We start from the raw sequence: 22,982 nt of genomic DNA on the forward strand, positions 1-22,982 counted from the left end.
AAGTAGGCATAATTATTAAATCTGTAGGGCTACCCCTACCTCCATCAGCTTACCTGGTAAGCGTCTTTCAGAGTCGGTGAACTGCAACGCTGTCTGTTGGTCCGGGCACTTCTGACCCGCGCCTCTTCAGTGCAGCCGCTCCACACGATCTGCCAGTTGCCTGGCACGCGCAATCAGTGCTTCGGGGTCATCGACATAGGGCAACGCTAACCGTAGTCGTCCTAGCGCACGTCCCTGGATGCGCTCGATGCCGCCTTGCAATAAACGCAGTCCCTGTCCCAACGTAGCCACCAGGTCAGCCAGATCGGGCTCTAGCGCCCGTTCGCCGGTGAAGTGCAGTTCCAACAACAACTCTTGACTATTGGTGTCTGGAACTGCGCAAGTCCGCCCCGTTCCATTCAGAAGAATCTGGCTGACTTCGTGGCGCGGGCCACCAAATACCCGCCAGACCTCGCCCTGCTCCACCACCTGGCCCCGCTCCAGGACAGCCACGCGGTGACAGAGGTCGCGGATCACCTCCATCTCGTGGGTAATCAGCACTATCGTCAGGCCCAGGCGGTGGTTGATGTCGCGCAACAGTTCGAGGATGGTCTGGGTACTCTCCGGATCAAGGGCCGAGGTGGCTTCGTCGCACAGCAGGATGTCCGGCTGCAGCACCAGCGCTCGAGCAATGCCGACGCGCTGTTTCTGCCCGCCGGAGAGCTGCGCCGGGTATGCGTTGCGGCGCTCGCCCAGACCTACTAGCTGTAGCAGTTCCTCGACCCGGCGAGTGCGCTCGGTATGCGGCACACCGGCCATGAGCAGCGGTAGTTCGATGTTCTCGGCCACGGTGCGGGTGGCCATTAAATTGAAGTGCTGGAAGATCATCGCTACCTGGCGTCGCAACGCGTGCAGACGCGCGCCGTCGAAAATGGCGATATCCCGGCCGTCGATCAGTACCTGGCCTTCACTGGGGTTTTCCAGGCGATTAATCAGGCGCAGCAGCGACGACTTGCCGGCACCGCTGCGGCCAATGATGCCGAAAATCTCGCCGCGGTGGATCTGCAGGTCGATGCCCTTCAGGGCACTCAGCGCGCCGTAGCGCTTGCCAATGCCTCGCAGCTGTAACTGCGCCGTACTGGCGAGTATTTCTTGAGAAAAGCGGGTCACGTCGAAGAATCCCAATCGATGAATAACAAAGAGCGCCGGCTGACTCCGGCGCCCATCTGGTAGGGATCAGAAGCCCGGTGCGATCTGACCCTTGTAGCGGGTCAGGATGAACTCGCGCACTTGCGGGCTGTTTAGGGCCTTGGCCAGCTTCTGTATGCCCGGATCCTGAATGTTGTCCGGACGCGCCACCAGGAACTCGACATAGAGGTCTTTGCCCTTCTCCACGATCAATGCGCTGTTGGTATCAATACCGGCTTCCAGGGCGTAGTTGGCGAAGACGAAGGCCAGGTCCACCTGTTTGACTGCACGGGCCAGCAGCGCACCTTCCAGTTCGCGGAACTTGAGCTTTTTCGGGTTCTCGGAGATATCGCGGGTGGTGGCCAGGGTGTTGCTCGGATCCTTGAGCTTGATAAGACCAGCCTCGTGCAGCAGCACCAGGGAGCGGCCGGTGTTCACAGGGTCGTTGGGAATGGCCACACTGGCACCGTCGGGCAGGTCCTTGAGGTCCCTGATCTTGGTCGAGTAGGCGCCGAACGGCTCGATGTGCACACCGACCACCGGCACCAGATTGGTGTGGCGGGTCTTGTTGAAGTCGTCGAGGAACGGGCGGTACTGGTAATAGTTAGCGTCAAGATTCTTCTCGGCCAATTGCAGGTTGGGCTGAATGAAGTCGGTAAATACCTTGATGTCCAGGTCTACTCCTTCCTTGGCCAAAGCAGGTTTGATGAACTCGAGAATCTCTGCATGGGGCACCGGGGTGGCGCCCACCACCAACTTTTCGCTGGCATGGGTGGACAGGCTGAGAACGGCGACAAAAACCGCCAGGGACTGCTTCAACATAATGTGACTCCTAATCGGATAGAGAGGCCGTCGTCGGGCGAACGTGGGGCCGAGGCGGCAGCGAAACCCGGCTGCCGCTGACGGGTTAAAACACATTCAGCGGCGAGTAAAACGCCGCACCAGGCGGTCACCACTCATCTGCAGGGCCTGCACTAGCAGGATCAGCAGTAGCACGGTGACCACCATCACGTCGGTCTGGAAACGCTGGTAGCCGAAGCGGATGGCCAGGTCGCCGAGGCCACCACCTCCAATCACACCGGCCATCGCCGTGTAATCCACCAGCACGATGGCAGTCACGGTGACGGCAGCGATCAACCCGGTGCGGGCCTCCGACAGCAAGGTGTACCTGATGATTTGCCATGTGTTGCCGCCCATGGACTGGCTAGCCTCGACCAAGCCGCGGTCCACCTCGCGCAGCGCGGTCTCCACCAGTCGCGCGAAGAACGGCGTGCAGCCCACCACCAGTGGCGGGATGGTGCCGCGCACACCAAGCGAAGTGCCGGTGAGCAGCATGGTCAACGGGATCAGCACGATAAGCAGGATAATAAAGGGCAGTGAGCGCAGCACATTCACCACCACCGACAGACCGCGATACAGCAGCGGGCTGGCCAGCAGTTGGCGTTGCCCGGTGAGGTACAGCAGCACGCCCAGCGGCAGGCCGAGCAACACGGTGAAGGCCAGCGCGCCGGCGAGCATGCTCAGGGTGTCGAGGCAGGCCAGGCCTATCTCACTCCAGTCCAGATTGGCGAGCAGCTCGTTCATCGCCCGGCCTCCCGGCGCAGCCCGGCCACCGGATGGGGCGCGCGCAGACGGTCGCCCTGGCCGAACAGCTTGTTGCGTAGTGTGCCCTCGGTGTACTCGCGCTTGAACAGGCCGCGCGCCTGCAACTCCGGCACCAGCAGGTCGACTACCGCCTCGAAGGTCTCGGGAGCAACCACACTGGCCAGGTTGAAGCCATCGACATCGGTCTCTTCGACCCACTCCTGCAACTGGTCAGCCACCGTTTTGGCCGAGCCGACCAACACCGGACCGTCCCCGCCGATGGCGCAGTAGTCGGCGATCTCAGCAGTCGTCCAGGTGCGCGTTGGGTCGGCACGGGTGAAGGCCTCCACGGTGGACTGGATCGCCTCACTGGGCATCTCACGCAAGATTTGATCCGGCGCGTACAGGGAGAAGTCGATACCCGTCCAGCCGGCCATCAAGGTCAGCGCCCCGATGGCGATGGCATACTCGCGATATTCGCGCAGGCGCTCCAAGGCCACTTCGTCGGTCTCAGCGACTATTACAGTAAGCTGTTCGAAGATCAGGACATCGTCGACCGCACGCCCGGCAGCAACAGCAGCGGCACGGAAGTCTCCGACCTGTTTTCTCAGCACAGCCTTGCTCGGCGCGGCCACGAACACGCACTCGGCATTAGCAGCGGCGAAGGCCCGCCCGCGGCTCGACGCACCGGCCTGATAGAGCACCGGTGTGCGCTGTGGCGAAGGCTCGCAGAGGTGGAAACCGGGCACCTTGAAATACGTGCCCTCATGCTCAATCGCGTGAACCTTGGCCGGATCGGCATAAACCCCGCTGCCGCGGTCGGCGCGTACCGCACCCTCCTCCCAACTGGTTTCCCATAGCTTGTAGCAAACTTGCAGATACTCCTCGGCCAGAGCGTAACGCTGGACATGGGAGAGTTGGTCGCGCTGGCCGAGGTTGCGCGCGCCGCTGGAAAGATAGGAGGTGACGATGTTCCAGCCGGCGCGTCCGCGGGTTAAGTGATCCAGAGTGGACATGCGCCGGGCGAAAGGAAATGGATGTTCGAAGGACACCGAAGCGGTGACGCCGAACCCCAGGTGTTCGGTGGCCGCCGCCATGGCCGGCACCAACTGCAGCGGATCGTTGACCGGCACTTGGGCCGCGCTGCTCAGGGCTGCGTCGGCATTGCCGCCGTAGACGTCGTAGACGCCCAGCACATCGGCGATAAACAGGCCGTCGATGCGCCCACGTTCCAGGGTCCTGGCCAACTCGATCCAGTAGTGGATGTCGGTGTAGCGCGTTGCCTGGTCGCGCGGGTGCCGCCACAGCCCGGGGGACAGGTGGCCCACGGTGTTCATGGCGAAGGCGTTGAGGCGAATCTGCTTGGGCATGATGCGACCTCAGTTCCAGTCGTGACGCGTCGGCTTGATGCCGTTCAGGGCCCAGTTGCCGACCAGGTGGTATTTCCAGCGCACAGGATCATGCAGAGTGTGTACCCGGGCATTACGCCAGTGACGGTCGAAGTTGTGGCGAACCAGCGAGGAACGTGTGCCGCCCAGCTCAAACAGACGGTTGCTGGCCTCGATCGCCACCTCGGTAGTCAGCACTTTGGCCTTGGCCACCGCCACCGAAGCGGCGGCGACGTTGTCCTCGTCCGGTTCTGGTTTGGCCGCGTCGAGCACTCGCCCGGCGCGCTCCAGCAAAGCCTCAGCGGCTTCCTGACGAATCTCCAGCGAGCCGATCTGTATGATCGTCAGCGGGTCTTCGCTGGCCTTCGCCACCCCGGCATCAATCCAGGGACGGGCGTGCTCGCGGACGAAAGCGATAGTGTCGTCCAACGCTGCGCGACCGATGCCGGCATCGATGGCGGCGGTGGTCAACTGGGCGAAAGGGCCGGCCAGGGTCGGACTCGCGTAGGAGCGGTAGCTGGGGAACAGATTGAAGGCTGGCACCCGCAGGCCGTCGAGCAGCACGGTACCACTGGAGGTGGTGCGTTGGCCGATACTGTCCCAGTCGTCGATTACCACCAGGCCCGGGGTGTTTCGCGGCACGAAGGCCAACTGGGCGCGGTCTTGGTCGTCCAGGGCCAGCACGCCGAGCCAATGGGCGTAGAGCGAACCGGTGCAGTAGCCCTTGCGGCCATCGATTCGGTAGTGATCGCCCTCAATGACCAGACGGGTGCGGATATCCGCTACATTTTTGCCGCCGGTTTCTGACAGAGCATTGGCGAAGCGGTTGCCCTTGAGCACCAGGTCGAAGAAGAAGCGCTTCTGCTCCACAGTGCCCTGCAGGCGGATGTCTTCCAACAAGCAGTAGTGGTTCTGCGGGATCTGCCCGAGCGAGGGGTCGGCCGCCGAGACGATGGCGATCACCTGGGCCAAGGTAGAGAAAGACACCTCGGCGCCACCGTATTCGCGCGGGACCGTGATGCCCCACAGGCCGCTGTTGGAGAAGGAATCGATCACGTCCACCGGCACCTCGCGGCGGCGGTCACGCTCGGCGGCACCTTCGCGCAGTAGCGCGGCAACGTGATGGGCGACGGCGACGGCCTCGGCATCGTCGCGAATGGTGTGGGCATCCGGATGGCGGATGTCGTAGTGAGCGGATATGACGGAAGTGGACATGGGTTCCTCGAAGTTGGCAGTGCAAAAGCACATACCCTTTTGCACACCCCATGCCAGAGTATTTATTTATTAAAAATCAACAACATAATCATAAAAAACGAACAAACCATTGTGCGCTCGATCAGCAGAATGTTGCCCCTATGTTGCTCCCGCAACAGTCGCCTGGCAGGCCTGTCATTCAAACCCACCGTGCGGTGCCCAGATAGAGAGTCAACGTTCGAGTCACTGCACCGTGTCAGGCCGGAGCCCAGCGCCGATGCAGACCACGAGCCAAGGCGTCCAGAATAAACCCCAACACACCGATCAGCAGTACCATGGCCATCAGTTCTGAATAAGCCAGGCGGTCCCGAGTATCGAGGATGAAGTAGCCCAGCCCGGCGCTGACTCCAAGCATTTCGCACGGAACCAGGACGATCCACAGAATACCGATAGCCAAGCGTACGCCGGTCAGTACATGGCCAAGCACGCCCGGCAGGATAACTTTGAGCAGAGCTTCTCTGCGAGTGGCACTGAGGCTACGGCTCAGTTGCAGCCAACGCGGGTCGAGCTGGCGTACGCCTGCCACTGTGTTGAGTAAAATCGGCCAGATCGCGGCTAAGGTCAGCAGAAAGTAGATCGGCTGGTCCCCTACACCCATCAGCATCACGACCACCGGCATCCAGGACAATGGCGAAATCATCCGCAGAAACTGAAACGCCGGTGTGGTCGCAGCCTCCAGATATCGGTAACTGCCGACTAGCAGACCCAACGGCACACCAATCAGCAAGGCCAGTAACAAGCCCACCAGAATGCGTTTGAGGCTGACCCACACATGCTCGTAGAACTCAGGACGCCCCAACAGTTCCACCAGGCTGACCAACGTCGCCTCGGGAGAAAAGCGCGCGGCCAAACCATCGGCACTGCCAAACAGGTGCACACCCAGCCACCATAGAAACAGCAGGCCAACCAGACCTGAGACGCCCACCCCCCCCATGCAGGATCGATAAGGTCTGCTTGCCCATCAGAGACTGAACTCCTCGCTGCGCTCGAAGCTCTCTGGCAGGCCGAATGCCTTGAGGCCACCGACAGAGGCAATGGCGTTGCGCACAAAGCGGTCATCCACTAGATCACGAGCCGCATGCTGCGGGTCCAGGTTGGCGAGAAAACCTTTGTCTCCTTCGATCAACGTATCCTTGAGGCGCTTGACCAGCTCTTCGGTGTAGCTCGGGAACGGGTACGGCTGAAAATCGATACGCTGCTCATCCCAATGACTGTGCTGAATGGCACCGCTGGCCAGGTACTGCTGACGATCCGCCGTGGCTGGCGCCAGTACGCGATCCAGCACCGGCTGGGCATGGGGCGTATAGCGATTGTTGCCATCCTTGGACAGCAACTTCGCCGCCTCGGCGCGATGATCACGCGTCCACAACTGAGCCTTGACGATGGCATTGACCACTTTCTGCGACCACTCCGGGCGGTTGTTCAGGTCCTGCTCATGCATGAACACCACGCAGCAGGCGTGATTTCGCCAGATATCCCCGGTGAAGCGTTGTACTCGACCGACCTTAAGCTCTTCGGCCAACGCATTGAAAGGCTCGGCCACGATGTAGCCGGCTATGCGCCTGGAGGCGAGTGCCGGTGGCATGTCCGATGGCGGCAGCACCACCAGATTGACCTCGTTTGGCGCTAGAGCGGCGCTGGCCGGTTTACTCACCGGTACAAGATCGTTATCGCGAAACAGCTGCTGTACCACCACGTTATGGATCGAGTACCAGAACGGAATCGCTACAGACTGCCCGCCCAGTTGCTTGACCTCCGTAATACCCGGTGCCACGGTCAGCCCGGAACCCCCAACATGATTCCAAGCCACGACTTTGGCCGGGACTTTGCTGCCATATCGGGCCCACACCGTCATCGGTGTCAGCAGGTGAATCACGTTGACCTGCCCGGAAATGAACGCCTCGATCACCTGCGCCCAGCTGCGCAACAGCACCGGACGCTCGGCTTTGATGCCTTCGGCTTCGAACAGGCCATTGTTGTGAGCCACCAGTAAGGGCGTGGCATCGGTGATAGGCAAATAGCCAATACGCACCGGTGCGTCAGGCTCGGAGGCAGCGCGTGCCTGCAGGCTGTTGAGCAGCGGCAATACACCGGCGGCGGTCAGCATAGCGCTGAGTTTGAGGATGTCACGACGTGTGTGAGTGAAGTCGTCCAGGCACATAATCAGTCTCCGACGTTTCAGGCAAGTGTTGGATAAGAGGATCGCGGCTCGCCCGCCGAAGGGTTTTGAGAATGTCTATACGCAGTGCGCCCAGTTCTTCCACCCGCTCGGTACGAGGCTGAGGCAGATGGATGCGCCATTCGTCGAGGATCCGCGCTGGGCTGTTGCCCAGTAGCAGAATCCGGTCGGAGAGCAGCAGGGCTTCGTCAATGTCGTGGGTGATCAACACCGCCGCGGTATCGTGTTCGGTAATGACATCGAACAGCAGTTGTTGCATGTCGGCACGAGTCACCTCATCTAGCGCGCCGAAGGGTTCATCGAGCAACAGAACCTGTGGCTGGCGTGCCAGACACCGGGCAATTGCCGTGCGCTGGGCCATGCCTCCAGAGAGTTGTGCCGGATAATGCTGCCTGGCGTGTTCAAGTCCGACGGCGGCGATGGCGCGGTCGATTCGGATCTTGCGCTCCTTCGGGTCCAAATGCGGCTGACGGATGAAGTCCAGGCCGAAAGCCACATTTTTCTCCAGCGTCAGCCAAGGCAACAGACTTGGATCCTGGAACGCCACGGCGACACGTGGGTGAGCTGCGGTTAACGGCTCCCCGAGCAAACTTACGCTGCCACGGGCCGCCTGCAAACCGGCAAGCACCCGCAACAGACTGGATTTCCCGACGCCGCTGGGTCCGAGAATCGACACCACCTCACCGGGCTGCAATTGCAGGTTGAAATTTTCCAGAACGGTTTGCCAGCCTTGCGTGCCCGAGTAACCCAGGCTGATATTCGTGGCGCTTAAAACCGGACCGTTCATATCACCGCTTCCCGTCCACGGCGTTGCAGTTCAGCACGCAGTTGCACCAGGCTCGGCGTGACGATCGGTACAAACGCCGACTCCCGCCAGCGTCGGGCAAAACTACTGCCGTACTCGCTCAGATAAGCTTTTCCACCGCTGGCCTGCAACTCCAACTGCATGGCATCGGCAGTTGACTCAGCCAGGGCAATGCGCAACCGGAACAGCTCGGCAGGCTGTGTCAGAAAGCGCCCATCGAGTATCCCACTCTTCAGTGCGCCAACCGTATGTTCCAGGTGCTCGCGCTGTTCCTGTAAGGGCTCCAGCAGGATCGAACGACCCTCCTGCAAATGTGCCTCGACCTCCAGCAACGCCCGCCGTGCCAGACCGATTGCCAGGCCACATTGCAGACCCAGGAACGACGGACGCACCGCCGGCAGAAATACTCGAGCGTCTTCATGCAGCAACCACTCACGACCGACATCCACCTGGGCAAAATCGAGCGCCGCAGTATTACTCGACTGCAGGCCCATCAACTGCAAATCGGCAGAGCGCTGTAGCCCAGGTGTCGTGTCCGGGATCGCCAGAACGAAGGGCGAGCCGCCCTCCTCGTGCTCAATCGCCGCAGCCACCACGAAACCGCTTTTACGCAGATTGGTCACCCAATGCAGTCGTCCGCTCAATATCCAGCCAGCGGCGCTGGCACGGGCCCGCATTTGCAATGCCTCGATGCCGGAAAGAAACTTCATCGCGTTCGACAAACCGGTCGCCCCCGCCAACTCGCCACTGAGCAAGGACGGCAACAGGCGTTCGCGTAAAGCGGTGTTGGGGCTTTGCAGCACATACTCGATGAAAGCCCGCTGCCCCCAAAACACGAATGCCGCTGCCAGGGAATGACCGGCGACCTCAGCCAACGCTTCCACGGCATCGGCAATAGTCCCGTCGCTGCCACCCAGCCGGGGGCTGATGCCGATGCGCAAGACGTCGGCGGCCGCCAGTTGCGACAGCACCTGCTGTGTATTGCAATCCCCCAGATCCAGTGCCTGGGCCTGAGTATCCAGCCATCGACTCAATGCCTCGTTGAGCATCTCGTTTCCTCCTTATAACGCCTCATCGACCGTATTTCAGCGCACGAATTGACCCTGCTGAGTCATTGCCCGATTGCCAACGGTACTTGGCCAACTCCGGATTGAGCGGGGTGCCGGCAAACACGTTGGCAAAATTGCACAAGGTCGCCAGGCTCACGCCGAGGATGACTTCCAATGCATTACCCTCGCTGTAGCCGGCAGTCTTGAAAGCGCTGTAGATGGTATCGTTGACATTGCCACGAGTCGCAATCACTTCCCGGGCAAAGGCTGCTAGGGCCTCAAGCTTGACCTCGGGCACGGTCGCTTGCTCACGCAGTGCCCTGACCACCTCATCAGGCAACTTCGCCTTGTTCACTGCCACCGATGTATGCCCTGCGACACAGAAATCACAACCGTGCGTGGTTGCGGCAATCAATTGCACCACCTCGCGCTCGGCAAGGCTGAGTTCGGCTTTGCCATTGAGCGCTGATACCGTAACGTAGGTTTCCAGCGCTGCTGGCGCATTGGCCAGCAGCGCCAGCAGGTTTGGGAGGAACCCTGAGTTTTTTTGAGCGTTTTCCAGAAAAGGTTTGGCCGCTTCAGGAGCGCTTTGCAAAGTGTGTAACGTGAGGCGCGACATCGAGTGGACTCCTGCTGTTGAGTGTCCGACAAGTCTGTTGGTTATAAAAATTTCGATCCATATTCTAAAGTAGCGTTTACTTGCTCCTGAGTGTTTCCATTAGATGATTTCGTCCAGCCCCGTCGTTGATTGGTTATTAGAAAGCCTCGAGTTCGATGCGAGCCTGTTTCATGTCGGTCGTTATTGCGGCGGTTGGCACGCCACTACCCATGGTCTGGCGCGCGCAAGCTTTCACCTGATCGTGCATGGACAGTGCTGGCTACATCTTGACGGCCATGAGCAGCCTCTGCGCCTGTCTGCCGGAGATGCACTGTTTCTACTGCGAGATCTGGATTACCGGTTGTCCAGCGCCGAAGACGCCGTCACCGCGCTGGCGCTGCCGCGCGTGACCATGACTGCGTTGGACAGCCAGGCCGAGGATGGCGTCGGCCTGGTCTGCGGTTTCTTCCATTTCAGGCCTGGAGTGTCGTCGTTGATCATCGAGGGCTTGCCTGACTGGATTATCCTGCGGGCTGGCGATCCATCCCTGAGTGCGGCTCGAGCATTGTTCGAGCTGATTTTGCAGGAATGCCGTCGGCTACCGGTCCCTTCCCCTGCGCTGCTTGAGCGCCTTTGCCATTTGCTGTTTCTCTACGTGCTGCGCCAGCAAGTAGCAGACAACCAGAACCTCGGAGGCATGGTGGCGCTGGCCCGGCATCCGGCTTTCGCCTCGTTGCTGGGTCAGTTGATCGAACAACCGCAACAGCCGTGGTCACTGGAAAGCATGGCGACCCACACCGGGCTTTCGCGTTCGGCGTTCTTCAAGCGTTTCAACGAATTGGCGGGTATGTCGCCTGGCCAGGTATTACTGGCCCTGCGGATTCGTCATGCCTGTCAATTGCTCAAGAGCAACCACACCGTGGAGCAGGTCTGCGCTGCGGTGGGTTACCAATCGATCGCGGCGTTTACCCGTGCCTTTGCCAAGGCGGTCGGCGTGCAGCCGGGAGCTTATCGCAAGCAGCATGAGACTCGCTGAGCAACACGCAAAGGTAGCGTTATATCACTTGATGCATTGTTGAAAATGGCAGTTGCCCATGCACTTGTACAATCACGGTAAATACGATGAAGCCTTGGAGCATCGTTCCAAGACTTCATCGTTGAGGAAAGAGGATAAATCTATATTTTTGCGGATCTGGCAGCGAAAGCACCTTCGCCCAGCAATGCAACACCCAAAGCCGTCATGCCAAGGTAGATCGGGTACTCCCAACCACCGTTGGCATTCGTGAAGCTCCAGCCATTACCAAAATGGACGGTCGCTGCTGCGAACAACTGAATTACCGCTATCGCCGCCACCCAGCGTACATAGACACCGAGCACCAGCAACAACCCTCCAATGACTTCAAATGCCATGACCGGATACGCCAGGAAACCCGGAAAGCCAATGGACTCGAAAAATCCGGCAGTACCTGCCGGGGTGAAGACGAAGACTTTAGTCAGGCCATGAGCAATGAACATGATGCCGAGAGCCAGGCGCATGACAAATGCAGCGTAAGGTGCGGTACGTGAATCAATCATCGAGCAGTTCCTTTTTTCAATTATCAGTTAGCAGCGTTTTTGTTAGCCATTGAGAGAAATCGGCCAGTTCAGCGGCGATAATCTCGTGGGCCATGTCGTAGAAATGGGTCTGATGCACGACGCCGATTGTGTCGAGCCATTCATCGGCTTCCTTTGCCCAGTCGACGGGCAGCACACTGTCTCGATGTCCGTGGGCAATGAATGCAGAAACCGATCTGAGGCGATCTCGCGAGGCAATCTGTGGAGCGATTTCTCGCAACATCCTTCCGCTCAGTACACCGAATCCTGCAACCAATTCAGGCTCTGTTACACCGAGGCTGGCGCTCATGATTCCTCCTTGACTAAAGCCTGCGATGACGGTCGGCAACGCAGGCAACCCTTCGATGAACTGCCGCAACAGCCGCCGGCTGGACTCGGCCTGTTCCTGATTAAACCTTGGGCCATCACTGGTAAAGGTGACCTGATACCAGGCGAAGCCTTGCGCTCCCGCCAGCACCGGTCCACGCAGCAACAAAATCTCCAACTCCTGGGGCAGCGATGCAGCCAGGCTTGCCAGATTGGCTTCGTTGGAGCCGACACCGTGGAGCAATAGCAAACGTGCTTTAGGTCTCGAGGCGTTGCTACTCTTGCGAAAGAGAAGGCCAGACTCGGGATCTCGTGTCACTTCTGAAAAACTGGATTCATGCAACATGATCGGGAATGCCTTGTATGAATTGAGCCGAGTCAAAGAGGTAGCTATCCATCGCCAACACCCCGTGGATAATGCCTCCCTCCAGAACGCGCGCGCGGTACTCGTTGCCGATCACTCCGAGCGCTACGAACAAAGGCAGGAAATGTTCGTCAGTCGGATGGGCACGCTCGGCGGCTGGAGCAAGGCGTCGATAGTTCAGCAGTTGTTCAGTGCCCCCAGACAGAAGCATCTGCGCAGTCCAGGTGGCAAAGTTCTTTACGTAGTCAACGTCAACGTAATGAGAGGGCGTGCTTCGGAATTCATACAAGTTATGAGTGATGCATCCGGAGGCGACTATCAAAACGTTCAGAGCACGTAATGGCCTTAATGCCTCGCCAAATTTCAAGGCGCTGCGTGTATCCATGGGCATAGGCATCGACACTTGCACCACCGGCACACTTGCTTGCGGCGCGAGGTGCATCAACGGCACCCATGCTCCGTGATCGAGCCCTCGATTCGTGTCCAGCCGTGCCTTCCAGCCCTCAGAGACAAACCCATCAACAATGTGCTGCGCCAGCGCTGGCGAGCCTGGTGCGGGGTAGTTCAACTCGTACAGGGCCTCGGGAAAACCGCCAAAATCATGAATAGTCTTGGGGGCGGTACTCGCGGTGACGCAGACTTCGCCCCAGGTCATCCAGTGCGGCGAGATGACCACGATTGCATCAGGACGTGGAAGTTCACGACCGAGTTCAGCCAGTTGTTTACCTGCTACTCCTGGCTCGATGGCGAACGTCGGAGCCCCATGAGACACAAACAGCGATGGAAGTGAAGCATTCATGGTGATTGCGCCGGTGTGAGTTACCTGTTGAGCCAGACCGGCGCGATGGAGGTGCCCAGTCCTGCACCGTAGCCCAGGTAAATGTTCAAGCCCGCCAGAGGCTCAAGGTATCGGGCGTTGACGATTCCGCCCGCGTCCAAGGTGTTCCACCCCATGCTCTGTGCCAGCGAGATAGCGGTCTGTTTGGCTCGGTCGTTGTCACCAGCGACAAATACATGTCCACGCTGGTCGTTGGAGAAGCCAGGGCCATCTGCAAGCACTTGAGCAAACAGGGTATTGAAGGCTTTCACGACATGAGCCCGAGGTGCCGCCTTGGCGATTTCTTCACTGGCGCTAGTCACATGACCAATGGTCAGGGACATGTAGTCGGCGCTCAATGGATTGGTGATGTCGATGATCACCTTCGCGCTCAGATCTCCCAGGCTTTGCAAGGCCTGTGCAGCGTCACTGTAAGCAGTCGCAACGATAACTACATCACTGTCCCCCAGCGCCTCGGATGCTGTGTATGCGTTGACGTTTGGAAACCGATCAGCCAGAGCCTTCGCTTTCTCGGTATCGCGACCAGTGATTCGAACAGTGTGGCCGGCGCTGGAAAGCTGCTTGGCAAAAGCTGAACCCATATTACCGGTACCAATTACGGTGACTTTCATAACTACCCCCGTTCAGTTGGGTTGACTCATTTGAATGGGATCAGTTTATAAGTATAAAATCCGAGATAAATAATGCTGAATGGGATAAATAGTTCCATTTACTGAGATGATCATGGACAGAGCGCTTGAGATGCAGGTTTTCTGCGCAGTGGTTGATAAGGGCAGTTTTGTAGGCGCAGCTGAACCTTTAGTAATGTCGAAGGCGGCGATTTCGAGGTACGTGAGCTGCCTGGAAGAGCGCCTCGGGGCGCGGTTACTTCACCGCACGACTCGCCGACTTTCTCTCACTGAAGAAGGGCGGCAGTTCTACCATCAGGCCAAGGAAATACTGGCGATGATGGAGGAAGCGGAGGAATCCGTTTCATCAGTGGCACCAGAGGCGAATGGGGTGCTCCGAGTAAATGCGCCTGTCAGTTTTGGAATCCTGCACCTCGGGCCCGTTTGGGTTGACTTCATGAGGGCCTATCCAAAAGTCGAGTTGGACATCAGCTTGAATGACCGACTCGTTGATTTGGTCGAGGAAGGATTCGATGTGGCTGTGCGTATTACGCGAATGGAGAACTCATCGCTGGTTGGGCGTCGGCTTGCCAGCACCCGGATGTGCTTGTGTGCCTCACCCTCCTATCTCGCCAGCCATGCGCCGATCCGTACGCTGGCCGACCTGACGGAACATGGGGTGGTGGCTTATACCCACTTTTCTGGTGGGAGTGACTGGATCTTTGAGGGACCCAATGGCCGTGAAAGCGTGCGTACGCGCTCGGTCATCCGATGTAATAACGGAGACACCTGTCGAAGCATCACCCTGGCGGGAGGTGGCGTTTCGTTGCAACCCAGCTTCATGGTCGCCGAAGACATCCGCAACGGAGAACTGGTAGAGGTCCTGCCTGAGTACAAATCTGTAGAGTTAGGAATTTACGCCGTATACCCCAGCCGAAAGCACCTGGCCCCCAAGGTGCGCGTGTTCATTAACTTTTTGGTGGAGCGGTTTGCCTATCCGCGCTGGGGACAATGATCAAGCGTTATTAACAGGAACACGACGAAACAGGCTGACGCCAGGGCTGCATCGGCACAGGGTCCCGCGGCAGTGGGTGCAGTTTCATGAACCTTGAGCGCGCTCTGATTTACGCCTGACAAGGATTACGGCTGGGCACAGTCTCGATGACATGGCCGCCGGGCAACCACCATTAAATGCCCAAGCAAACCAAACATCAGTCCCCAGAGCGCGGCGGACAGTCCAAGAAATGAAACACCCGAAGCGGTCACCAGGAAAGTGAGCCAGGTTCATGCCATGACAACCGAAAGGTACCAACAACATTCCGCCGATCGCGCTGGCGCTAATGATTGGAGTGGCCGAAGTGCTGAAGCCTGCTTGGGCAACACTGCCATGCCCGGCATCAACTGACCTGTGAGCGCCACCAAAACCAGCGGCACTGCCAGATTAAGCGTTGAAACTGCGTCAGTTGGTGCTGACCGATGTCAGCCGGAACCGACATCGGCTTAAACAAGCAGGTCAGCCGAGATCGCCACCACCTACTGGCAAGGTCACACCGGTGATGTAGGACGCATCGTCGGAAGCCAGAAAAAGAATGGCTCCAACCTGCTCATCGATCGTTCCGTAGCGTTTCATCAAGCTGCTGTCGATCGTCTGATCAACGATTTCCTGGTACCAATCTTTTTCCTGCGGGGTTTGCTGCGCGCTATTGCGAGGAATACGTCGCGGTGGCGCCTCCGTGCCACCGGGCGCTGTGGCGTTGACGCGAATCCCGCGTCCAGCGTTCTCGAATGCCAGGCAGGCGGTCAGGGCATTCACCCCCCCCTTGGCTGCGCCGTAGGGGACACGATTGACACCGCGCGTGGCGATCGAAGAAACGTTGACGATGGCGCCGCATCCTTGCTGCAGCATATAAGGCAGTGCCGCATGGCAGCACCACAACGTGGGGAACAGCGAACGGCGCACTTCCGCCTCGATCTGCTCCACCTCGTAATGCTCGAACGGTTTGGCCCAGATAGTGCCGCCGACGTTATTGATGAGTATGTCCAGGCCGTCGAAGGTTTCTACAGCGACCGCCATCACCCGCGCACAGTCCTCGTATAGCTCCAGGTCGGCCGTCAATGTCAGCACGCCCTCTCGCCGCAGTTCATGAACCAGTTCAGAACGATCCACGGCAACAACCCGTGCACCTTCATTGATTAAGCGTTCGCAAACGCTGCGACCAATACCTTGAGCCGCGCCTGTGACCAGCGCGACCTTGTTGTCGAATCTGTTACTCATGGCAACCTCGAATTCAAGAGCCTTTCAGGGGGTCAGGCTGCGGCAGCCGCGAACTTTTCGTAATAGAAGTTCGCGGGCGTAATGCCCTGTTCGCGGAAGAATTGGCTGACCGCCTCGACCATCGGCGGTGGGCCGCAAAGGTATACATCCACGTCACCTTCGTTCAGGTGGCCCGGCTCGATGTGCTGGGTGACAAAGCCCTTGCGCGGGTATTGGCTCAGTGGGTTGGCCACACAGGCACTGAACGTGAAGTTGGGGATCCGAGCGGCGAAAGCCTCCAAGCGATCGAGTTCGACCAGGTCAAAATCGTTGGTGACGCCATAAATCAGATGCAGGGGATGCGGACTGCCCTCCTTCGCAATCTTCTCAAGCATGGCCGTGAAGGGGGCCAGCCCGGTACCACCGGCCAGCAACAACAGTGGCCTATTGATTTCCCGTAAATAGAAACTGCCCAGTGGACCTGCCAGGGACATGCTGTCACCTGCCTTGGCCAATCCAGTAAGGAAGCTGCTCATCAGTCCGCCTGGCACGTTGCGGATCAGAAAGCTGACCTCACCGTCCTTCTGCAGTGAGCTGAAAGAATAGGCACGGGTCTGGTCACTGCCCGGTACTTGCAAGTTGACGTACTGGCCCGGCAAAAAAGCGAGCTTGCTCAGGGACTCACCTTTAATGGACAGCGCGATAGTGCTCTCGGACAACTGTCTGATATCGTTGATAGTCGCCTCAAAACTTGCCTGCTGGGTTTTACATACCTCAGAAGACGCCGGCACGCGCACCACACAATCGCTTTCAGCACGCATTTGGCACGTCAGAACGTAACCTTGGGCGAGCTCTTCCTCGCTCAGCGCATCTTCGATGAAATTGTCGCCCATCGCGTAACGACCCGCTTCGGCGAAGCATTTACAGGTACCGCAGGCACCATCTCGGCAATCCAAAGGAATGTTGATGCCCTGGCGATAAGCGGCATCGGCTACGGTTTCGTGGCCGGCCGCCTCAATAAAACGAGTCACCCCGTCTTCAAAAGTCAGCGCGATCTGGAAGCTCATATTGCACCTCGCCCGGGATGACGAGTCTCGGTAACCGAAGGTACCGACAGCGACTCGTCACCCCATCGATCAAATGTGGTAAATGTCGATGACCTGACGGACATAATCGTTTTTCAGGACTACTTTCTTAGCCTTGATCAACGGCCGTTCGCCGCGCAGGTCCAAGGTGTAAAAACTGGTTCCGAAATAACTGTCGGTGGTCTTGTAGCGAAAGCTCAGCGTGTGCCAATTGAAGCGCACATGGCAAAAGCTCCCCTCCTCGTCGACGATCTCTATGTTGCTGAGATTGTGCGAAGTACGAGTGTCGGGCATCGTCGCACTCGATCGTTCGGTCTTGATACGGAACACGCGGTCTTCCAGGCCTCCGCGATTCCCGTACCAGATGAGCGAAATTTCGCTTTGCGGATCTTCTGTCAGCGTGTCGTTGTCATCCCAGGACGGCATCCAGAAGCTGGCATCGATGGCATACAGCTCCAGCCATTCGTCCCATTGGCCATCGTCCAGAAGGCGCGCTTCGCGATAGAGAAAGTCACGCACAATTTCATAGGTACTCATTGCACGGCCTCCACGGGAATCAATTGCTGCTCGGCTGAGGCCGCCTTGAGCATGGTTTCTTGCCAGTATTTGTGTTGCAGCACGAACAGGCCTTCGTCTTCGGTGCGCACGCCGGAAAGCAGAGGTTTAAGCTCGATTTCCTGGGCAGCCGCATCGGCACCTTCCACCCAATGGGTAGCGCCACGGGACATGTCATTCCAGCCACGTCCGGCACCGTAACCGGTCTGGCAAGAGCGAAACTCTTCCAGGTCATCGGGCGTTGCCATACCACTGACATTGAAGAAATCTTCGTATTGACGGATACGCCTGGTACGCGCTTCGGCGCTCTCACCTTTGGGGGCTATGCAATAAATGGTGATCTCTGTCTTGTCGACGGAAATGGGTCGGGCAACGCGGATCTGCGAACTGAATTGGTCCATCAGATACACGTTCGGGTAGAGGCAGAGGTTGCGCGAGTTCTCGATCATCCAGTCTGCGCGGGCTTGCCCAAAGTCGCGGGCTAGTTCATCCCGACGCTCGTAGGCCGGCCGATCTTCCGGGTTGGCCCAGCGGGTCCAGAGCAATAAATGTCCATGGTCGAAAGAGTAAAATCCGCCGCCGTGTTTGGCCCAACCGCCAGCGTTCATGGTCTTGAACTCTTCGCCCGCCTCGCGCTGTTTACGCTGGTTCTGAGTAGCGGCGTAGTTCCAGTGAACGGAGCTCACATGGTAGCCGTCCGCACCATTTTCGGCAGTGAGCTTCCAGTTACCTTCATAGATATAGGAGCTCGAACCACGCAGAACCTCCAATCCGTCAGGGGACTGGTCGACAATCATGTCGATAATCTTGGCCGACTCGCCTAAATGGTCCGCCAGCGACTTTACGTCAGGATTCAGGCTACCGAACAGAAAGCCGCGATAGGACTCGAAACGAGCGACTTTGGTCAGGTCGTGAGACCCCTCGCAGTTGAAGCTTGCTGGATAGCCCGCCTCACTCGGGTCCTTGACCTTGAGCAGCTTACCGCTGTTGTTGAAGGTCCATCCGTGGAACGGACAGGTATAACTGGAACGATTGCCGCTTTTGTGCCGGCAAAGCATGGCGCCGCGGTGACTGCAGGCATTAAGAAAGGCGTTCAGCTCACCATCCTTGTTGCGCGCGATGAAAATCGGCTGGCGCCCCATGGTGACGGTCAAAAAATCGTTCTTGTTCGGAATCTGGCTTTCGTGGGCAAGGTAAATCCAGTTACCTTCGAAGATGTGGGTCATCTCCAGTTCGAAAAGCGCAGGATCGGTGAACATCTCTCGCTTGCAGCGGTAGACCCCCTTTTCCTTGTCTTCCTCGAGCAGGGCATTCAGATAGTCGATTCCCAGGGACATGGCCAGGGCCTCCGTTGTTATTGTTCAGGCTTGAACAGATTAGGGAGACGACTTAATTGGCAATATCCAATTTCTGCAGATCGCTATCCGTATTGCGCAGCCAACGACTGCTGCCATAGAAATTTTCCCGACGCCCCCCTCCCTTCTGGCGCACCATCCAGGCAAACAGGAACGCTTAGCCGCGATGCTTGATCGTTTGGGAAGGAAGCTCGCCGAATTGCAAACGGTAGCTTTCAGAGAATCGTCCAAGGTGCAGGAAGCCGTAATCCAATGCCACTTCGGTAAGGCTGCGCACCGGACAGTTCGAATCGTTCAGGCAGGCATGAATGCGTTCCAGCTTGCGCTGGCGAACGTATTGCAGGGGCGCAACGCCTAACTGGCGTTCGAACAATCCATAAAGCGAGCGCACGCTCATGTGAGCTTGCTCGGCCAGATGTTCTGCACTCAGATCCTGCTTCAGATTGCGCTCGATGTACTGAAGAATACGCTCGAAGCTTACCGCGGGGGAGCCGAGGCATTCACGGCTTATGTTGGTTTTCAAAAGAGACAGCAGTTTACTGCCGAGAATCTGGGTGTAATGCTCCTGAACCCGCGGGAGCGGGTCGCTGACCTCCGACTCCTGACAAACCATCGCCAGCAAGCTCGGAAAACCTTCGAGCTCGTCCAGACGATAGTGATTGCGCGAGAAACGTATGCCATCGACAGGACGAAACCAGCGTTGCTCGTCACACACCGATTCGAGGACCTTTACCGGTACCTTGAGAATGAACTTCTCACAATCTTGTGAGTAGGTCAGATCGACCGGGTCATCCGGGTTGATCAGCAGTAACTCACCCGGCAAAAGACAATGTTCGCGTTTATGCCCTCGCCAAAGACAACTGCCACTCAGCAGCACCTGAAGATGATAAATGGTCTCTAGAGCAGGAGAAGTGACCCGTACGCTTCCGCCATAGCTGATACGGCACAGATCGAGATCAGCAAATTTTCGATGATTCAGGCTGGCGCGGGGGTGCGTCGTCTTGGACAGACCGATGCAGTGCTGCCCGACATGCAAGTTCACATAGTCGGAAACCATGTAGGGGTCTGCGTTTCGAAACACACTACTGCGCTCACTCAGCAGGTGACTATCCATCGGCAAGGCACTCGGGATCTAATTATTATGGTCATCACACACGCCGGTCAGGACGTGTGCTGACTCTTTAACAGCCATAGTACGCAAACTTGGCCGTACCGAAACGATATCCGACTATTGGTTCATTCCTCTAGCCCGTTAAACAGGCAAAAGACCGAAAATCGATTGCTCGGCGCGCATATGAGCGATTATCGAACAGTTTTCTGAAAGGTTGCCCCTTCGCCCGATTGACGTTGAAAATCGACGCGCATAATTCTCTCAAGGGGCAGACAAACTATCCCGACCCAAGTGTCAATTCACGGCTTCAATCGGTGATTTGGAGCAGCGAGTCTCTCTTTCCCCAGCCAAAGAGTTTCCACCAAAGCAAACCCAACGCCAGAGAAGCAGCGACTGCGGCGGTGAACCACATAATGATTAACAATGTAAATGTGACGTTGTTGTTCAGCTCTCGAAAAATACCAAAGGCGAAGGCCGTGTACCAAGATACGCCAGAGATAGCACCCGAGACCAGAAATACAGCAACTTTGCTACGAGAAACCCCATGCAACAAAGGACGGCTCAAGTCACGCAGAACCTCTGGCAACGCGAAGGCGTGAATAATCATGCCATTAATGGTCAGTACACCCACTACCAATACTTTCGCCCAAAGCTTCGGATTCTCAAGTTTCTCCGGCGACTCCATTACATAAAGAGCGAGAAACCCTAAGCCAGAGAGCCAAAGGAGACCTAGCCCTATGGCGACCGCATCGCTGATGAAGTGGAAGGTACGCCCTACCTCTACCGGCAGACTTCCCCTACGGATCCAGCGCAGAACCCAAAGGTCTAGCATCGTCGCACCGCCAAGACCAAAACACAGGCCAAGCAAATGCAAACCCACAAGAAGGGTCAGCACTCTTAAATGCGGGAGAGGCTCAGGCAACGGGACGTGAAGCGCGAGCGTTTCGGCGAGCAAGGGTCCGCAACCAACAGTCGCAAGCAAACCGCCAAAAATCATGAAGGATGTTAAGAGTGGGTTAGCTGTTCGCTTCTGCATTTCAACCTCAATTCAGCAGCCTTCCCTAGTTGCCCATAAATTTGATGTTTGCCGAATATAACGACATTTTGATTTAATCATACAATGAGTACGAATAATGGCAAAACAACATCAACATTTTATCTTTAAACCTCTCAATCAAGTTAATAGATATTTAAATCCAAACTTTTAAATCACCCACAAAAATACAACCGCGCGAAAGCGGATCCTATACAAAGCCAACAAGCTTAAATTAATTCCCTATACCTTCCTAAAGTCTCAAGCCCTGAAATAAAAGACGAAGGGTCCACCACAATCAAACTGCGGACCCTTCGAATCGTTCAAAACGATTAATGCCGTATGCAAACGGATTTGGTTTCAGTAAACGCGTCCAGCCAATCGACGCCGAAATCTCGTCCAGTCCCTGATTGCTTGAATCCACCAAAAGGCATGTTTGCATCAATCAGTGTATGACTATTGACCCAGACGGTGCCGGCCTCGATACGCGGTGTCAGATCCATCGCCGTCGACAAGCTATTGGTCCAAAGGCTTGCGGTGAGGCCGTACTCTGTGTCGTTAGCCTTGGCCAGTGCCTCCTCTGCGTCAGCCACACGCGTCAGGGTTACAACAGGACCAAAGACCTCATCTCGAGTCAGCGAAAGATCGTCGTCGGGGTTGATGACCAGCGTCGGTGAAACATAAAAGCCTTCATTATTCGGCGCCGCCGAACCCCTGATAAGCTCAGCATTGAGAGCATTGGCTTCTGCCAGGTACGACTCGACTTTGCGCTGATGTGCTTTGGAAGCAACGGCATTGATTTGGCTGGTTGGATCCATACCCGCCCCTATCGAAAGCCCCTTGACCGCCGACTCAAAGTCGCCCACCAGTTGGTCGAAAATAGGAGCCTCGACATAAATGCGTGAACTCGCGGCGCACACCTGCCCCTGATTCAGGAAGCTGGCCATCATCAGGCCTTCAACCACCTGCTTCGGATCTGCATCTTTGAGTACGATAGCCGGATTTTTACCACCCAACTCAAGGGTAATTCGGGTCAGCCGATCGATTGCACTGCGAGCAATGCCCTTACCCGTTGCGGTCGAGCCGGTGAAACTGATTTTGCTGATCAGCGGATGACTGGTCAGCGTTTTACCGCACACGGCACCATTGCCAGTCACCACGTTGAACACTCCAGCCGGAACACCGGCTTCAGTGGCCAACTCAGCCATGCGCATCAACGTCAAAGGGGTAATTTCCGATGGCTTGATCACGATCGAACAACCAGCCGCCAGAGCAGGCATGACCTTCCACATGCCAATCATCAGCGGGAAGTTCCATGGAACAATGCCGGCAACGACACCCACCGGTTCCTTGCGTGTATAGGCGGTATAACGAGCCCCCTCTGGAACAGAAATCGAAAGGTCGAGAGTACGCCCTGAAATTTTGGTGGCCAGCCCTGCGGTATAACGCATCCAATTTAACGTGCAGGCCACTTCAAAAGCCCGCGAAACATTGATCGACTTGCCCTGTTCCAGGGTTTCCAGTTGAGCCAGCTCTTCAGCATGTTGTTCAAGCAAATCAGCGTAACGCAGCAGAATACGTTCGCGCTCTGCCGGCAGACGACGGGACCAAACACCGGAAACAAAAGCTTTATGAGCTGACGTCACTGCCCGCTCGACATCGTAGGCATTGGCGTCGATGGTGGTGGAAATTTGCTGACCGGTTGAAGGATCGAAGATCGGCAGGGTATCGGTGGATTGGGCACTGATCCACCCGCCGTCGATGTACAACCCATGGTTTCGCTTCAAGAAAGAGCTGACCCTTTCTAGCGTCGCGACCCTATTGACCTGGTTCAT

Annotated in this window: 23 protein-coding genes and 1 pseudogene; 2 read left to right on the forward strand and 22 right to left on the reverse strand. The window is 57.3% G+C overall.

From position 1 onward, the window contains the following. Positions 1 to 126: 126 nt before the first annotated feature. From N4Q37_RS05920 to N4Q37_RS05965, 10 genes are all read right to left on the reverse strand, one after another. On the reverse strand, positions 127 to 1,149 hold the full coding sequence (locus N4Q37_RS05920) for a methionine ABC transporter ATP-binding protein (RefSeq protein ID WP_260955969.1): 1,023 nt from the start codon (positions 1,147 to 1,149) through the stop codon (positions 127 to 129). A 66-nt stretch (positions 1,150 to 1,215) separates the two neighbouring features. Beyond that, positions 1,216 to 1,986 carry a MetQ/NlpA family ABC transporter substrate-binding protein gene (locus N4Q37_RS05925; RefSeq protein WP_260956384.1) on the reverse strand — a complete coding sequence of 257 codons (771 nt, stop codon included), beginning with the start codon at positions 1,984 to 1,986 and terminating at the stop codon, positions 1,216 to 1,218. A gap of 99 nt (positions 1,987 to 2,085) precedes the next feature. After that, positions 2,086 to 2,751: a methionine ABC transporter permease gene (locus N4Q37_RS05930; protein ID WP_260955970.1), complete on the reverse strand. Its 666-nt coding sequence runs from the start codon at positions 2,749 to 2,751 to the stop codon at positions 2,086 to 2,088. Then, the gene (locus tag N4Q37_RS05935) at positions 2,748 to 4,121 is read right to left on the reverse strand and encodes an LLM class flavin-dependent oxidoreductase (RefSeq protein ID WP_260955971.1); all 1,374 of its coding nucleotides are present in this window, start codon (positions 4,119 to 4,121) and stop codon (positions 2,748 to 2,750) included. The genes N4Q37_RS05930 and N4Q37_RS05935 overlap by 4 nt, the downstream gene beginning before the upstream one ends. A 9-nt stretch (positions 4,122 to 4,130) precedes the next feature. Beyond that, positions 4,131 to 5,354, reverse strand: a complete 1,224-nt coding sequence (locus tag N4Q37_RS05940) for an SfnB family sulfur acquisition oxidoreductase (protein WP_260955972.1) — start codon at positions 5,352 to 5,354, stop codon at positions 4,131 to 4,133. Between the two features lie 235 nt (positions 5,355 to 5,589). Then, positions 5,590 to 6,327, reverse strand: coding sequence for an ABC transporter permease (locus N4Q37_RS05945; RefSeq protein WP_260955973.1), 738 nt, complete (start codon positions 6,325 to 6,327; stop codon positions 5,590 to 5,592). Positions 6,328 to 6,354: 27 nt separating this feature from the next. Beyond that, positions 6,355 to 7,554, reverse strand: a complete 1,200-nt coding sequence (locus N4Q37_RS05950; protein WP_260955974.1) for an ABC transporter substrate-binding protein — start codon at positions 7,552 to 7,554, stop codon at positions 6,355 to 6,357. Next, a complete protein-coding gene (locus N4Q37_RS05955) occupies positions 7,520 to 8,359 on the reverse strand; it encodes an ABC transporter ATP-binding protein (RefSeq protein ID WP_260955975.1) in 840 nt (279 codons plus the stop codon). Before N4Q37_RS05955 ends, N4Q37_RS05950 begins: the two co-directional genes overlap by 35 nt. Further along, positions 8,356 to 9,426: an acyl-CoA dehydrogenase family protein gene (locus N4Q37_RS05960; protein ID WP_260955976.1), complete on the reverse strand. Its 1,071-nt coding sequence runs from the start codon at positions 9,424 to 9,426 to the stop codon at positions 8,356 to 8,358. Before N4Q37_RS05960 ends, N4Q37_RS05955 begins: the two co-directional genes overlap by 4 nt. 22 nt (positions 9,427 to 9,448) lie before the next feature. After that, on the reverse strand, positions 9,449 to 10,045 hold the full coding sequence (locus N4Q37_RS05965) for a carboxymuconolactone decarboxylase family protein (protein ID WP_260955977.1): 597 nt from the start codon (positions 10,043 to 10,045) through the stop codon (positions 9,449 to 9,451). A gap of 103 nt (positions 10,046 to 10,148) precedes the next feature. Between N4Q37_RS05965 and N4Q37_RS05970 the strand changes: the two genes are divergently transcribed. Further along, entirely contained in the window at positions 10,149 to 11,060 is a 912-nt protein-coding gene (locus N4Q37_RS05970) for an AraC family transcriptional regulator (protein ID WP_260955978.1), read from the forward strand. Between the two features lie 140 nt (positions 11,061 to 11,200). Here N4Q37_RS05970 and N4Q37_RS05975 read toward each other — a convergent pair whose 3' ends face one another. The 4 genes from N4Q37_RS05975 to N4Q37_RS05990 are packed head-to-tail and all read right to left on the reverse strand — an operon-like array spanning position 11,201 to position 13,757. Beyond that, complete coding sequence (locus tag N4Q37_RS05975) at positions 11,201 to 11,599, reverse strand: DoxX family protein (protein ID WP_260955979.1); 399 nt, start codon at positions 11,597 to 11,599, stop codon at positions 11,201 to 11,203. Positions 11,600 to 11,615: 16 nt separating this feature from the next. Further along, complete coding sequence (locus N4Q37_RS05980) at positions 11,616 to 12,290, reverse strand: alpha/beta hydrolase (protein ID WP_390897898.1); 675 nt, start codon at positions 12,288 to 12,290, stop codon at positions 11,616 to 11,618. Then, the gene (locus N4Q37_RS05985; protein WP_260955980.1) at positions 12,280 to 13,107 is read right to left on the reverse strand and encodes a DODA-type extradiol aromatic ring-opening family dioxygenase; all 828 of its coding nucleotides are present in this window, start codon (positions 13,105 to 13,107) and stop codon (positions 12,280 to 12,282) included. Before N4Q37_RS05985 ends, N4Q37_RS05980 begins: the two co-directional genes overlap by 11 nt. Positions 13,108 to 13,127: 20 nt before the next feature. Next, a complete protein-coding gene (locus N4Q37_RS05990) occupies positions 13,128 to 13,757 on the reverse strand; it encodes an NADPH-dependent F420 reductase (RefSeq protein WP_260955981.1) in 630 nt (209 codons plus the stop codon). A 112-nt stretch (positions 13,758 to 13,869) separates the two neighbouring features. Between N4Q37_RS05990 and N4Q37_RS05995 the strand changes: the two genes are divergently transcribed. Continuing rightward, positions 13,870 to 14,769, forward strand: a complete 900-nt coding sequence (locus N4Q37_RS05995; RefSeq protein ID WP_260955982.1) for a LysR family transcriptional regulator — start codon at positions 13,870 to 13,872, stop codon at positions 14,767 to 14,769. Between the two features lie 125 nt (positions 14,770 to 14,894). Here the strand turns inward: N4Q37_RS05995 and N4Q37_RS06000 are convergent. From N4Q37_RS06000 to N4Q37_RS06035, 8 genes and pseudogenes are all read right to left on the reverse strand, one after another. Continuing rightward, positions 14,895 to 15,206, reverse strand: a pseudogene (locus tag N4Q37_RS06000) (benzoate/H(+) symporter BenE family transporter); the annotation flags it as partial. A 61-nt stretch (positions 15,207 to 15,267) separates the two neighbouring features. Next, positions 15,268 to 16,029, reverse strand: coding sequence for a 1,6-dihydroxycyclohexa-2,4-diene-1-carboxylate dehydrogenase (locus N4Q37_RS06005; protein ID WP_260955983.1), 762 nt, complete (start codon positions 16,027 to 16,029; stop codon positions 15,268 to 15,270). Positions 16,030 to 16,061: 32 nt separating this feature from the next. Further along, positions 16,062 to 17,075: a benzoate 1,2-dioxygenase electron transfer component BenC gene (gene benC / locus N4Q37_RS06010; RefSeq protein ID WP_260955985.1), complete on the reverse strand. Its 1,014-nt coding sequence runs from the start codon at positions 17,073 to 17,075 to the stop codon at positions 16,062 to 16,064. A 69-nt stretch (positions 17,076 to 17,144) separates the two neighbouring features. Next, positions 17,145 to 17,630, reverse strand: coding sequence for a benzoate 1,2-dioxygenase small subunit (benB, locus tag N4Q37_RS06015; protein WP_260955987.1), 486 nt, complete (start codon positions 17,628 to 17,630; stop codon positions 17,145 to 17,147). Further along, positions 17,627 to 18,985 carry a benzoate 1,2-dioxygenase large subunit gene (gene benA, locus N4Q37_RS06020; protein ID WP_260955989.1) on the reverse strand — a complete coding sequence of 453 codons (1,359 nt, stop codon included), beginning with the start codon at positions 18,983 to 18,985 and terminating at the stop codon, positions 17,627 to 17,629. Before benA ends, benB begins: the two co-directional genes overlap by 4 nt. A gap of 175 nt (positions 18,986 to 19,160) precedes the next feature. Further along, positions 19,161 to 20,117 (reverse strand): AraC family transcriptional regulator, encoded by a 957-nt coding sequence (locus tag N4Q37_RS06025; RefSeq protein WP_260955990.1) that lies wholly within the window; start codon positions 20,115 to 20,117, stop codon positions 19,161 to 19,163. A 304-nt stretch (positions 20,118 to 20,421) separates the two neighbouring features. Further along, positions 20,422 to 21,150 (reverse strand): hypothetical protein, encoded by a 729-nt coding sequence (locus tag N4Q37_RS06030; protein WP_260955992.1) that lies wholly within the window; start codon positions 21,148 to 21,150, stop codon positions 20,422 to 20,424. Positions 21,151 to 21,479: 329 nt separating this feature from the next. Beyond that, a complete protein-coding gene (locus N4Q37_RS06035; protein WP_260955994.1) occupies positions 21,480 to 22,982 on the reverse strand; it encodes an aldehyde dehydrogenase family protein in 1,503 nt (500 codons plus the stop codon).

It is taken from the genome of Pseudomonas citri, from assembly GCF_025336485.1.
In the GTDB taxonomy this organism is placed as follows: Bacteria; Pseudomonadota; Gammaproteobacteria; order Pseudomonadales; family Pseudomonadaceae; genus Aquipseudomonas; species Aquipseudomonas citri.

What these genes read in the sequence shown, in the direction of transcription:
- N4Q37_RS05940 (WP_260955972.1), bottom strand. Translation starts at nt 5,354, where the DNA reads ATGTCCACTTCCGTCATATCCGCTCACTACGACATCCGCCATCCGGAT.
- N4Q37_RS05960 (WP_260955976.1), bottom strand. Translation starts at nt 9,426, where the DNA reads ATGCTCAACGAGGCATTGAGTCGATGGCTGGATACTCAGGCCCAGGCA.
- N4Q37_RS05955 (WP_260955975.1), bottom strand. Translation starts at nt 8,359, where the DNA reads ATGAACGGTCCGGTTTTAAGCGCCACGAATATCAGCCTGGGTTACTCG.
- N4Q37_RS05995 (WP_260955982.1), top strand. Translation starts at nt 13,870, where the DNA reads ATGGACAGAGCGCTTGAGATGCAGGTTTTCTGCGCAGTGGTTGATAAG.
- N4Q37_RS06030 (WP_260955992.1), bottom strand. Translation starts at nt 21,150, where the DNA reads ATGCAGAAGCGAACAGCTAACCCACTCTTAACATCCTTCATGATTTTT.
- N4Q37_RS05980 (WP_390897898.1), bottom strand. Translation starts at nt 12,290, where the DNA reads ATGTTGCATGAATCCAGTTTTTCAGAAGTGACACGAGATCCCGAGTCT.
- N4Q37_RS05930 (WP_260955970.1), bottom strand. Translation starts at nt 2,751, where the DNA reads ATGAACGAGCTGCTCGCCAATCTGGACTGGAGTGAGATAGGCCTGGCC.
- N4Q37_RS05970 (WP_260955978.1), top strand. Translation starts at nt 10,149, where the DNA reads ATGATTTCGTCCAGCCCCGTCGTTGATTGGTTATTAGAAAGCCTCGAG.
- N4Q37_RS05990 (WP_260955981.1), bottom strand. Translation starts at nt 13,757, where the DNA reads ATGAAAGTCACCGTAATTGGTACCGGTAATATGGGTTCAGCTTTTGCC.
- N4Q37_RS05975 (WP_260955979.1), bottom strand. Translation starts at nt 11,599, where the DNA reads ATGATTGATTCACGTACCGCACCTTACGCTGCATTTGTCATGCGCCTG.
- N4Q37_RS05965 (WP_260955977.1), bottom strand. Translation starts at nt 10,045, where the DNA reads ATGTCGCGCCTCACGTTACACACTTTGCAAAGCGCTCCTGAAGCGGCC.
- benB (WP_260955987.1), bottom strand. Translation starts at nt 17,630, where the DNA reads ATGAGTACCTATGAAATTGTGCGTGACTTTCTCTATCGCGAAGCGCGC.
- N4Q37_RS05945 (WP_260955973.1), bottom strand. Translation starts at nt 6,327, where the DNA reads ATGGGGGGGGTGGGCGTCTCAGGTCTGGTTGGCCTGCTGTTTCTATGG.
- N4Q37_RS06025 (WP_260955990.1), bottom strand. Translation starts at nt 20,117, where the DNA reads ATGGATAGTCACCTGCTGAGTGAGCGCAGTAGTGTGTTTCGAAACGCA.
- benC (WP_260955985.1), bottom strand. Translation starts at nt 17,075, where the DNA reads ATGAGCTTCCAGATCGCGCTGACTTTTGAAGACGGGGTGACTCGTTTT.
- N4Q37_RS05985 (WP_260955980.1), bottom strand. Translation starts at nt 13,107, where the DNA reads ATGAATGCTTCACTTCCATCGCTGTTTGTGTCTCATGGGGCTCCGACG.
- N4Q37_RS06035 (WP_260955994.1), bottom strand. Translation starts at nt 22,982, where the DNA reads ATGAACCAGGTCAATAGGGTCGCGACGCTAGAAAGGGTCAGCTCTTTC.
- N4Q37_RS05935 (WP_260955971.1), bottom strand. Translation starts at nt 4,121, where the DNA reads ATGCCCAAGCAGATTCGCCTCAACGCCTTCGCCATGAACACCGTGGGC.
- N4Q37_RS05950 (WP_260955974.1), bottom strand. Translation starts at nt 7,554, where the DNA reads ATGTGCCTGGACGACTTCACTCACACACGTCGTGACATCCTCAAACTC.
- benA (WP_260955989.1), bottom strand. Translation starts at nt 18,985, where the DNA reads ATGTCCCTGGGAATCGACTATCTGAATGCCCTGCTCGAGGAAGACAAG.
- N4Q37_RS06005 (WP_260955983.1), bottom strand. Translation starts at nt 16,029, where the DNA reads ATGAGTAACAGATTCGACAACAAGGTCGCGCTGGTCACAGGCGCGGCT.